6 protein-coding genes are annotated in these 12050 nt (G+C 39.6%); all 6 read left to right on the forward strand.

What is annotated here, in order from left to right:
• Positions 1–42 precede the first annotated feature (42 nt).
• The 6 genes from OCU48_RS14435 to OCU48_RS14460 all read left to right on the forward strand — a co-directional run bounded on the left by OCU48_RS14435 (position 43) and on the right by OCU48_RS14460 (position 11891).
• Complete coding sequence (locus OCU48_RS14435) at positions 43–3153, forward strand: helicase-related protein (protein WP_141345794.1); 3111 nt, start codon at positions 43–45, stop codon at positions 3151–3153.
• The gene (gene drmB, locus OCU48_RS14440; RefSeq protein WP_141345796.1) at positions 3150–5072 is read left to right on the forward strand and encodes a DUF1998 domain-containing protein; all 1923 of its coding nucleotides are present in this window, start codon (positions 3150–3152) and stop codon (positions 5070–5072) included. The genes OCU48_RS14435 and drmB overlap by 4 nt, the downstream gene beginning before the upstream one ends.
• The gene (locus OCU48_RS14445; protein ID WP_167496190.1) at positions 5065–6246 is read left to right on the forward strand and encodes an AAA family ATPase; all 1182 of its coding nucleotides are present in this window, start codon (positions 5065–5067) and stop codon (positions 6244–6246) included. Before drmB ends, OCU48_RS14445 begins: the two co-directional genes overlap by 8 nt.
• Positions 6246–7769, forward strand: coding sequence for a hypothetical protein (locus tag OCU48_RS14450; RefSeq protein ID WP_141345799.1), 1524 nt, complete (start codon positions 6246–6248; stop codon positions 7767–7769). The genes OCU48_RS14445 and OCU48_RS14450 overlap by 1 nt, the downstream gene beginning before the upstream one ends.
• The gene (locus OCU48_RS14455) at positions 7766–9655 is read left to right on the forward strand and encodes a nuclease-related domain-containing DEAD/DEAH box helicase (RefSeq protein ID WP_141345801.1); all 1890 of its coding nucleotides are present in this window, start codon (positions 7766–7768) and stop codon (positions 9653–9655) included. The genes OCU48_RS14450 and OCU48_RS14455 overlap by 4 nt, the downstream gene beginning before the upstream one ends.
• An 88-nt stretch (positions 9656–9743) precedes the next feature.
• Positions 9744–11891: a UvrD-helicase domain-containing protein gene (locus OCU48_RS14460; protein WP_141345803.1), complete on the forward strand. Its 2148-nt coding sequence runs from the start codon at positions 9744–9746 to the stop codon at positions 11889–11891.
• The last annotated feature ends 159 nt before the right edge of the window (positions 11892–12050 follow it).

Consider the following 12050-nt stretch of genomic DNA (forward strand, 5'->3'; position numbering starts at 1 on the left):
GGGGCTTTTTACGTTGAAGTTATTTTTTATTGAGAGGATTTTGTGACTTTCGCAAAAGAGAGACGTGGCTTTGTCAATTTTATAGAAGACAATTTAATTCGAACCAGAGACAAGGGTGTAAAGCAAAACCCTCTTGAGCTGTTTCACATTGGACTGCTTAGGCCGCTTCCTAAAGATAAATGTCTAACATCGAGCAAAGCAAGAAACAGTGTTGGTAGTATCACCGCTCCCTCGTCAGCGGGTTTTTCATTCTATGTTACTGGAGAGTCTATTCAGCTTTCGCTCGAATATGGCGTTACTTGTTTTATAGAGTCTGATGAAGACCCTAAATACAAATGGCAAAAAGTGCTAGAGCAGGGCAACTGTGATGCCTATAAAGCAGATGGCGATGGGTTCTCCCAAAAGGTAGTTGAAATCTTACCTATAGACTCCCCTCAAAAATATCGTGGAAAGCTATATATTACCTGGCGTGCATACAAAGATGGTTACATAGTTACTGTTACATTGGCTAACCAACAGTCGGTTACAGATACCAATAAGGCCGATAAGCGAATGGCCGAAGGCACACTTTTTGACGCGAGTATTAGTTGCTCAGTTCTAGAAGGTGAGGTTCAAAGCTATCCTCAAAAAGACTTTTCTTTATTAAACGAGGAAGAAAAAGAGCTTGAGCTTAGATATAAGAATGTAAAGACCTATGCTATTGGACACGCTGTAGGGGTCGATTGGAGTATTAAAGGTGGATATCGCGTTATTGAGTCCAACTTTATGCCTAAAGTTGAAGTGCCTAGCGTCACTGCTAATACAGCTGGTTCACAGACCAAGCATCTAAATTTCAAGTACCTATCATGTTGTCATAATAACCCTGATGTATTAGACGACCTTTCTAGCTTCGCAGACTCTTACCGCACTTGGATTGAAGGCCAAACTTTATTGATGAATTCAATGGAGTCACATGAGAGAGGGGTCGCTAAAAACATTGTAAGTAGAGCCGAAAATGCACACTTTCGTATTATCGAGGGAATTGAGTTCCTAAGGGAAAATAAACAAGCTCAACGTGCTTTTTCGTACATGAATGAGGCAATGCTGAAACAAATGACCGCCACCGAGGAGTCACCAGACTTAAGCCGGTTTAATTGGAGGCCGTTTCAGTTAGCGTTTGTGTTAATGGCGATGAAATCATCTATTGATGAGGGCGACATTAATAGAGATTTGGTTGACTTGATATGGTTTCCCACTGGTGGTGGTAAAACAGAAGCCTATTTGGGCATCATGGCAATGGTATTCGTTTATCGCCGATTGGTTTATTCTCAAAGTCAAGATAGTACAGTGGCAATTATGCGCTATACATTGACTCTTCTAACTGGACAGCAGTTTACGCGAGCAGCAAAAGTTGTCTGTGCTCTCGAGTTGCTTAGAAGAAAGTCAGAAAAGCATCTGGGCGATACACCTTTTACATTGGGATTGTGGGTCGGAAGTAAGAGCACGCCCAATACATTTCATCAGGCTCAGCAGGAAGTGACTAACCACAATTTTGAAAAACTAGGAATGACAAGTTGTCCCTGGTGCAAGTCGAAATTTACCGTGCAAAACTATGTTATTCAGGAACGACGCTTTGATTTCAAGTGTACTAATGATGCTTGTGAGTTTGGTTCTAGTTCTAACCCTTTACTTCCTTGTAAGACTATCGATGAATCCTTGTATGATAGCCCCCCAACTTTGTTATTGGCGACTGTTGATAAGTTCGCAATGTTGGCTTGGGATGAAAGAGCCGATGTTTTCTTTGGTGGTAATGGTAAACGCCCCCCAGAGCTAATAATACAGGATGAACTCCATCTTATTTCTGGAGCTCTGGGGTCAATGGTGGGGCTTTATGAGGTGGGTATTGAAGCGGCTTTGATAAAAAGAGGTATTTATCCAAAATACATTGCGTCAACAGCAACAATTAGAAATGCTGACGAACAAGTAAAGAGCCTATACGGAAAATCTTCTGCTGTTTTTCCACCGGCAGGTTTAGAGCATGATGATTCATACTTTGCGAAGACAGTGCCAATATCAGAGAAACCAGGCCGTTTGTATGTTGGCTATTTGGCATTCAGTAAATCAAAACGGGAATCTCTTGAGCCCTTATCAAGTCACATAGCGGTTGCGCCAGAAATACATTTTTCAGGCAAGCCGGAGTACAAAGATGCATGGTGGACTCAGTTGGTTTATCACGGCAGCTTAAAAGGTGTCTCAGCAAGCGACGCATCATACAAAGGGCCAATTGCTCGTTCTATACAGCAAAAACTATTTAACTATTCTCAAGAACTAGGAGAAGAGGAGCATAAGCCTCGAAATAAAGAGCTGAGCCGTCTGCTTAATGTTAAGTCACTTACCTCTCTCCAAGGTGCAGAGAAAAACAACCAAACATTCACTGACCTAGAAGCGTCTAATGATAGCCAAAGTGTCATAGATGTTGCTTTAGCTACCAATATGATCTCAGTGGGTCTAGATGTGGAGCGATTGGCTGTGATGATAATTAACGGTCAGCCACTTACCACATCAGAGTACATTCAAGCTAGTAGTCGTGTTGGGCGTGGCGATATCCCCGGCGTTGTATTTGTAAACTATTACAAATCGCAAACGAGCAGTTTATCTCACTATGAGAACTTTCGCTCCTACCACGAATCTTTCTATCGTTATGTTGAACCAACAAGTCTGACACCTTTTACCTATCAGGCATTAAAAAAAGCTTTGCATGCTTCTCTGATAATTGCTTTTCGAATGTCTGGTATTGGTTTGGTTACTAACGGTAGCGCAGATTTGTTTGACTCTTCAAAGCAAGATGTGTCGCAAATGGTTCAAATATTTAAAGACCGTATACGAAATGCGATCGAAGGGCCTTTTGACTCAGAACTTCAAAAACAGGATCAATCTCATAAACTCAATGCAACGCTAGATATGCTCGACGAACTTATTGATGAGTGGTCGAATTACGCTCAAGAGAGTAGGTCCAAAAGACGCCAGCTTCATTTCAATAGTAAAGATCGAGCAGCAGATTCATTGATCAAGACTCATGATGCGAATAAACAAGCCCTTTGGGATACCCAGACTTCAATGCGAAATGTAGAAGACAGCGCCCTTATCAATACAATTAGAGGGCTTAAAAAATGAATAGAAAATTAACTAGTGTAAGGCTATCTCATATTGCCTCTCAACAAAGTATTGGCAGTATTGCTTATTTGGAAAATGATTATACTGGAGTCATTGTTGATACTCGTTATTGGTTTGAAAATGGTGTACCAGATCCAAAGAATGAATTAAAGAATATCAGTCGTATACAGCGTTGCCTTGAAATACCACAGCGTTTGTATTTGCCGCCTACGGGGAATGAGAATAATGAAGGAGATATCGGTAAAGCGATTCCTGCAGTTCTATTTCCAAGTTATTTACAATGCAAAGGGTGTGGCCGATTAGACCTTAATCCTTGGGAAAATAATCCACATAAGTCTCCACAAAAGCCACGTTGCGTTAAATGTAATGGAGTTTTGGCTCAAGGCACATATTGTGTTGTAGATAATTTTGGGAATCTTGATGATGTTGATTGGAATTATCTTTGTCACCATCCTTTTGAGCCCGAGCTAATGAGGCGGGTTAGGCCACAAGGTAAGGCTGCTGAGTGTTTTAAGTCACGCCACAAAGATAAGTTGCAGATTGAGTTTGTACAAGGATATCAAAAAATATCTTGTTCCTATTGTGACAGCTCAGTTCAATTTAATCCAGAAAGAGGTGGTTTGAAACCCATGAAACCCCAGCCTTGGATCTTTGAAAAAATAGCACAAGAACCAGATGGGTTATCGCGTAAAGGGGAAGTTGTTGAAATAAACCATCCAAGCGTTTACTCACCGGTTAATTGTGATGGGCTTGTTATTCCTCCTGAATCTAATAATGACGAGACTAATACTAGTGCAAGCGATGTGTTGAAGTATTCCGACGACTTGGATGATATTTTAAATGCGCCAAGTGACTTTTTACGAAAGCGCAGAACCAGTCAGCTAGCAAGGAAACTAACAATAACATTGGAAGACGTTCAAAAGGCATTGAGTATTTATGAGCTCGGGGCAAACGAGCATGAGGTAGAAGAGCTTATTGGTACGCCAGGGCAAATGAAAGAGGAGGAGTATGATGCCTTGATAACAGAGCAGTCCTTTTCTCCATCGGCTGATTTTAAGACACGTCACCTTACTTCTTTTTATGAAGACATGCGATCCGGTTTGTCTGGTGAATTGCTCCCGGTAAGCCATATCATCTCGAACTTAGTTAAAGTTGAGCGCCTCAGAAAGGTACAGGTATTTAGTGGCTTTCTGCGGTCTCAAAGAGATCTGGATCCTGAAATTGGTCCTTCTAGAAAGTCGCAAACGCAAGAAGACAAAGAGAAATTTGAACCTCAGCTGGTGCAACCGAATATCGTTGGGGATGCGGATTGGCTACCTGCAATCAATCTGTATGGAGAGGGTATCTTTGTTACATTGAACCCCACTTGGTTAAAAAAATGGGTTTACCACGAGAAGATATCAAGCAGGATCAATGAACTTACCAATCATTACGAGCAGTCAGAAAGCCAGATTTTGATTGATGAACTGACTCCAGAATTCGTGCTTCTACACACTCTATCACACCTTGTTATAAGAGAATTGGAAGACAAATGTGGTTACCCCGCATCGTCATTATCGGAACGAATATACTCTTCTCGCGAAGCAGGTGCGAATGGCTTTTTGATCTACACAGCTGTAGCAGATAAAAGTGGTTCGCTGGGAGGATTAATGGAGTTGGCGGAACCAAAGTTATTTTTAAATATCTTAGATAGTGCAATTAAGAGAGCGCACTGGTGCACCCTAGATCCAGTGTGTTCAGATCATGGCGGTCAAGGAAGAGACGGCCTCAATAGAGCAGCTTGTCATGGCTGTACTCTTGTACCGGATACCAGTTGTGATTATGGCAACGTTTTCTTAGATCGATTATTGATAAAAGGAGACAAAGAACAAGGTATTCCATGTTTAGTCGATTTTATTAGAGAGAATATCAGTGAGTAAGAGAATTAACGAGTTACCTCAGCTACACAACCTTACTAAGCAACAACAGAGAGTTTTGAGGCTTCCGCTAGAAGGTCAACATTTGGTAGTTGGAGCTCCGGGCACTGGAAAGTCAATAGTAGCATTACATCGAATGAAAAAATATGAGGGAAAAGGGCGCACTCCTAAGGTACTGACATTCAATCGTGTATTAGCTTCACATACTTCTCAACTATCTGATTGTGACTTAACAACTGCGATGAGCTGGCTGTACAAAACGCAGTATGATCTTACAGAAGAATATATGCCTCAAAGGCCACCATCGCCTTCAGAAAAAAAGAAACGAGAAGTTAACCCGGACTACGATCAGCTCAAGAATATTTTTAAAGCGTACTATGGCAAAGTACCGATTCAGGATTTGATAATAGACGAAGGGCAGGATTTACCGCGAGGGTATTATGAATCTTTAATGGAGCTTGGTTTCGAAAATTTCTTTATTGTAGGCGATCAAAATCAGCAAATAACTGAAGATAACTCGAGTCGAAAAGAGCTGGAATGTATTTTGGGACTATCTGAAATGCGGGAACCAGTTTCTGATAAAGTAATTGAGTTGGAAGATAACTTCAGAAACACAGAACCAATTGCTAGGTTATGTCAGCATTTTCACACTGACAGAGCCAGTCCATTGCCGAAATTACCCGAGCGCCCCTCCATGTTTAAACCGACCCTTTTAAACTATTCGACCGTTAATGCTTGTGCAGAAACTATCTTAAGAGCCGCTGACCGAGATAGTGGTAAACTAATAGGCTTAATTGTCCCTAGCGAGGTCAAAAGAGAGGATTATGTCAAAAAACTCTCTGAAATTGATATCCCTAGAGATAACGATAAACCGTTAGTTTCAACATATTCGAGTAATCAGAAGCAGGATAATGTAAATATCGACTTTTCATCTGGAGGGATTGTTGTCTTATGCGATAAATCTGTTAAAGGCATTGAATTTGATGCGGTTTATGTCATTTTAGATGGGCTCAATATTTACAATGGGGATGAAGATGCAATGCGAAAACGCTTGTACGTCATGACATCTAGAGCCAAGGATGAGCTGTTTTTGATGCAAAGTGCTTTGTATCCCAACAAACCTGTTGAAGCATTGCTTCCTTCTGATTTGAATATTTTAGAAAGAGACACAATTTAATGGCTAAGAAACAATTTTATCTACCGATTTGTATAGACAATCTTGCTCAATTTTTTGCTTTTGGTTTTATTACACCAGCAAGTGTGTTTCCTTTTGGTAATTACATAACAGATGAGTTGTCGCTACACTCCAATGTGATACCTCTGCACAAGAAACCCACTGCGAAGACTAAAATACCTCGTAATGGCATTCAAGCTTCTAAACAAGAAGACGAGTTTGTAAAAAGCGCTATAGTTGTTGTGTCTTTGGATGATTCAAACTTGGAGCAATCAGATTCATCTACTTGGCAGTATTTAGAACAAATACTACCAATCTACCTAATTAAAGAAATTATTTTTGAAGATGAAGCTGCCCTAGAAGATTTTGAGTATTTAACAAAAACTACAGGTAGAGTATCCCTTGAATTACTTAACAATATCGACTTGAAAAAAGGTGGATTTGATAAATTACTTCAACCGATGGCTTCAAATGAACTAGCTGGTGTTGAAGTTGCAATAGATGATCTTCCCAGTAAATTAGGGTTTGACAGAAGCTTACTCCATAAAATGAGTGGATATGGCGCAGCCTTAGCACTTACATATGTAATGGCGAAAAACGATGCTGTATCTAATGATGAATTCAAGAAGTTAGCATATTTAGAACTAGAAAAAGATTATTCTAATGACAAGCCAGCGGTTAGGTTTATAGCATCATATCTATTTTCTGATATTAAAAAGGATACTTCGAAGCATCTATTACAAGATGTTTTTTTTGATAGATTGCTTAGCTGTGGCAGCAACGAAAAAGTGTTAGATAAGTTGCTTCCTTTTTTCGATATGGATATAGAAGACAAAAATGTCTCAAATTTTTTACAAAAACGAAAAGCTCTTTTAATTGATATAGTGAAAGGGAAGGTGGAAAGTACAAATTCGAAGCAAATGAGTGCTTTCGGAAAAGTGGAGCATTTAAGTCAATTCATCGAACAGGTTGTTACAATGTTCGCATTGCTGAATGATACAGAAAAACTTTTTAACCAACCCATATGCTCCATCAGCGGAGAGGGCTATGTAAATATCGCTATAGCTTATGGTATGCGTGATAAATTTTACGAAATCCCAAAGAATGTGAGACAAATAAGAGGCTTGGAGTGTTTTGTTATTGAATGTATGTACAAGTACTATTTGACTATAACGCAGCAACCGTGTGACAAAGTTAAGCGACAATTCCCTCTAACTCCAACCATATTAGATGTATTAGAGGATTCAGAAGCACCTCTTTTAAAGAGTATATTATCTAATAAATTCGATTTGGTATCTAAAAATTTGCAGCAATTTGTTTCTGTTGGTGAACACAGTTATATTCCTGAGTATCCGGAAAAATTGATAGAAGTGTTGTCGTCAAGCACCACTGAATTTGCAGATAAGATGATTAATCAAAAAGCATTTGAAGATATTGATTTTAATATCATACTGTCCCTTTACGAAGAAGAAAAGTCCCTAGTTAAGCAACGCAAGAAATTTGCTAGTCAGCTGAAAAAATTATGAGATTAAGCCCACCTCAACCATATAATAATGACAGCTATGCAGAGCTACAGATATTTGATGCGTTTCGCAGTGTTGAAATGTCAGATGCTATTTGCTTTAACTCTCTTCATTTGGTTTCACATCGTGAAAAGAAAATGAGCGAAATTGATTTTGTATTGGTGTGCAGCAAAGGTATCTTTGTTTTTGAGGTTAAAGGTGGGCGAGTTTTTCAAAAAAACGGAAAGTGGTACTCAAGATCAAACCAAAAGAGTCATTCAATTGAAAACCCATTCAACCAAGCTAGAAGTGCCTTGTTTTCATTAGTTGATTCATTGAAATTGGAAAAAATTCTCTCACCGCATGTTCCCATAGGGTACGGGGTTCTCTTACCCAATACTGTATCATCGGGTACTTCAGTGGAGTATGACGCTTCGATGTTGGGTAGCAAGACTGCGCTAAAAGGATTTAGTTCTTGGTTAGAAAACTTTATTCAATTCTGGGTTAACAAAGTAAAGGCACCAACGACATTAAGCTCTGAAGAAATTACAAAGATTGCAAACTACTTGAGACCAAATTCTTTAGTAAGTGACAAGCTTCTTTCAAGTTTTGAGCACCTCAATGCCTTGCAACAGCAAGTAATAACTGCTTTTGAATATGGTAAGCGAGTTATTTGTGATGGCGCAGCTGGCACTGGCAAGACCCTGTTAGTTGAAGTGATTGCGAAGGAATGTGTAAGCGTCGATAAGAAACTGCTGGTGTTGTGTGAATCCAAGTGGTTAAAGGGTCGCCTAAAAACAAGACTAAATCGCACTAATGTCGTTGTGGCTACTATTGATAGCCTACAAGTTGACTCTCGCAGAGCATTCATATCACAGTACGATGTAGTGATAGTAGACGAAGCTCAAGATTTATATCGGCTAGATAAGATTAACCTGTTGGAACAATACATCAATGGCGGTCTAGAAAAAGGTAAGTGGATTTTTTTTCAAGATTTAGCCAATCAAAGTGGTTTCTTTTTATCCCCAGAAACGGAAGCAATTGAAAAAATAAAAAAATCAAGCGACGTAAGCTTATCACTTGATACGGCATACAGATACTCGAGAACAACGTTAAATTTTATATCTGGCTTGTTAGGAAAAGACAAATTACCGACGAAGAAAGTTAATGGGCCTGAAGTAGAATTATTTTCTGCTGACGACGGAGATGCAGAAAGGAAAAATATAGAGACGATTATCTACAAAGTCCTTAGCTTGGGATATAAACACTCTGATATAACTTTATTGTCTATTAACCCGTTTATTGAGAGTGTCGTTTCGCAGCTTCCCAAAAGTATACGAACAAGTGTTATCCAAGTGGATGACTTTAATGTTCGGACATTTCCTTTAGGTGGAATTAGTTTTTCTCAACTTGAACACTTTAAGGGGTTGGAGAATAAGGTAGTCATTCTCATAGATTTCAGTAAAAAGTGCTTGGACAATACTCCAAAGGCTTACGTGGCTATGACAAGAGCATCAGAGCGTCTGATTATCGCATGGACTTCAGATGAGCAACCCACTGATATTAATGTAAGTCAAACCACCGAAGACAGCGTACTTGATGAAACTTTCGAAACATCGCTAGTACCTGAATGGAAAGAAGTACTAGAAACTACGTTTTTGGAAGAGGAATGTGAGACCTTTATTGCGCAAAATCTGTCACCACCAATCTGTGGTTATGAACTCATAGTAGATGAGATGGTTGTATCTGATGCTGAACTCGCATGGCCGAAAGCTAATCTTTGTATATTTATTGATGATACAGAGCGCAAAGATATCGAAAAGTTTAAATCAGAGGGGTGGCGTTGTTACCAGACCCCTCTTACTGATGATGAATTGGATGAGATTTCAAAGATTACATCTACCCTTTGAGTGTGAAAAATGTGGCGACTACACTTCAATATAACGTGACGTATATGGCCAAAAGTGCTCCTAATGATTTGAAATAAGGATTTGCTCAATGGAACGAGCCCAGATAGCTATTTCTGAAACATTTTTTACTTCCTTCGCTAAGTTACCAAAGCAGCAGCAGAAGAAAGTTATGGAGTTTGTAACCAAATTCAAACTCAACCCCTTCTCCCCTGGTATTAATCTAGAAAAAATCCAAGATAGTCGTAGTGAAGGAATTAGGTCTGCTCGCATAGACCAAACTTATCGAGGAATACTTTTCAAGCCTCAGTCTGGCAATATGTTTATGCTACTTTGGGTAGATCATCATGATGATGCGTATGACTGGGCGAAGCGACATAACTGTGAGATACATCCATCAACAGGTGCAATTCAAATTATAGATACTCAGTACATTGAGCAATCTAGTGAGCTAACACCTGTCACCACTTCATTTGATAAGGCTGAATCAAGCAACGATAAACACGTATCACTTTTTTCAGACTATTCAACAAAACAGATTCTTGATTTGGGTGTTCCTAGTTCTTTTCTTGACCGAGTACTTTGCTTAACTAACGTTGAAGAACTTGAGCAACTTGAACATGTGCTACCAGCGGATGCTTGGGAGCCTCTCTATTTGTTGGCCGCTGGTTCAGAATATGACGAGTTGTTGTCTGAATTTCAAGGCGAGAAAGCCCAAGAAGACGAAGTTGATACCAGTGACTTTGATACTGCATTAAAACGAAATACTAGTAAGCGCAAGTTTATGCTTTTCGATGATGATGCTGAGTTGGAGCAAATGTTAAATGCTCCTTTGGATAAATGGCGTGTCTTTCTACATCCTAGCCAAAGACAACTAGTCGAAAAGCATTGGAGTGGTCCAGTTAGAGTTACTGGGGGGGCAGGTACAGGTAAAACGGTGGTAGCTATTCATCGTGCTAAATGGTTAGCTGAGCAGCTTCCATCAAATTCAAATAAAAAAATCCTATTTACAACATTCACTAAAAATCTCGCAGCTGATATTGAAGTGAATTTGAAGAAAGTATGTAGCATTGATTCTTTGAAGAAGATCGAAGTAGTAAACATAGATAAATGGATACACCAATTTTTGAAACGTCATAAATACAGCTACCAAATTGTTTATGAGGGAGACAGGAAGCGACAGCATTGTTGGAAAAATGCTCTTAATCAGAAAGATGAAGCTTTGGGTTTTTCAGAGCAGTTTTATGAGGAAGAGTGGCGCTCTATTGTGCAAGAGCAACGGATAAACAGTGTGAAAGAATACGCAAGAGCTAGACGAATAGGCCGTGGGACCGCGCTTACAAGACCAGAAAGAATGAAAGTTTGGGGAGTCTTTGAGGAGTTTAGAAATCAGCTTAATCACTTTAATTTGAAGGAGATATCCGACGCAATGTTGGATGTGGCTAACATTATAGAGAATAAAGAAATCTCAATGCCTTATGCGTCCGTCATTGTCGATGAGTCTCAAGACATGGGAAACCAAGTTTTTTCTTTGCTTAGAAAAGTAGTAGCTGCAGGAATGGACGATATGTTTATCGTTGGTGATGGGAATCAACGCATTTACAATCGAAAAGTAGTTTTACGTCATTGTGGAATCAAAGTGGTTGGTCGGAGCCGCAAGCTCAAAATAAACTACCGAACTACTGAGGAAACTCGTCGATTTGCCAGTGCAGTTATGCAGGGAACTGATGCCGACGATTTAGATGATGGTTTAGACAGCAAAGGGGACTACATTTCACTGCTGCATGGTGAGAAGCCGGTTATTCAACATTTTGAAAATTTAGATGAAGAACATGGAGCGTTAATAAAAAACATCGAAGCCTTAGTTGATGAGGGGATTTCTCCCAGAGATATTTGTGTTGTAGCGAGGACTGAAAGCATAAAGTCAAGTTACGTAAACGAGATGGAAGGTAAGGGACTACAAGTTTATCCAGTTAGTCGTAATGGAGCTGAAGATATCTCTAAACCAGGCATCCGTGTAGCGACAATGCACCGTATCAAAGGCTTAGAATTTCAATATGTGATGATTGTTGGTGTTAATGAGGGTCAGGTGCCTTTGGCGTATGCTTCATCGAATGATCCAATGGAGCAAAGAGCGTTAGATTTCAGTGAAAGAGCTCTGTTTCACGTTGCTTCAACTCGTGCGATTAAGCAGCTTTTTGTCTCATCCCATGGGGTTAAAAGCTCCTATCTGCTTTAACTTTGACTATTACAATCGGATTACCTACGTGTTTTTGATTGGGAAGATATTTTCGATCGGTATGCGCTCTTTTATAAGCTTGTAAAAGAGTGCTATCTAATAGGACAGATTGTTGATGATTGCTCGAAAGTAATAGTAAGACATATCGAGTTAACAATT

The organism is Vibrio inusitatus (genome assembly GCA_024346935.1).
Classification (GTDB): domain Bacteria; phylum Pseudomonadota; class Gammaproteobacteria; order Enterobacterales; family Vibrionaceae; genus Vibrio; species Vibrio inusitatus.

What these genes read in the sequence shown, in the direction of transcription:
- drmB (WP_141345796.1), top strand. Translation starts at nt 3,150, where the DNA reads ATGAATAGAAAATTAACTAGTGTAAGGCTATCTCATATTGCCTCTCAA.
- OCU48_RS14450 (WP_141345799.1), top strand. Translation starts at nt 6,246, where the DNA reads ATGGCTAAGAAACAATTTTATCTACCGATTTGTATAGACAATCTTGCT.
- OCU48_RS14455 (WP_141345801.1), top strand. Translation starts at nt 7,766, where the DNA reads ATGAGATTAAGCCCACCTCAACCATATAATAATGACAGCTATGCAGAG.
- OCU48_RS14460 (WP_141345803.1), top strand. Translation starts at nt 9,744, where the DNA reads ATGGAACGAGCCCAGATAGCTATTTCTGAAACATTTTTTACTTCCTTC.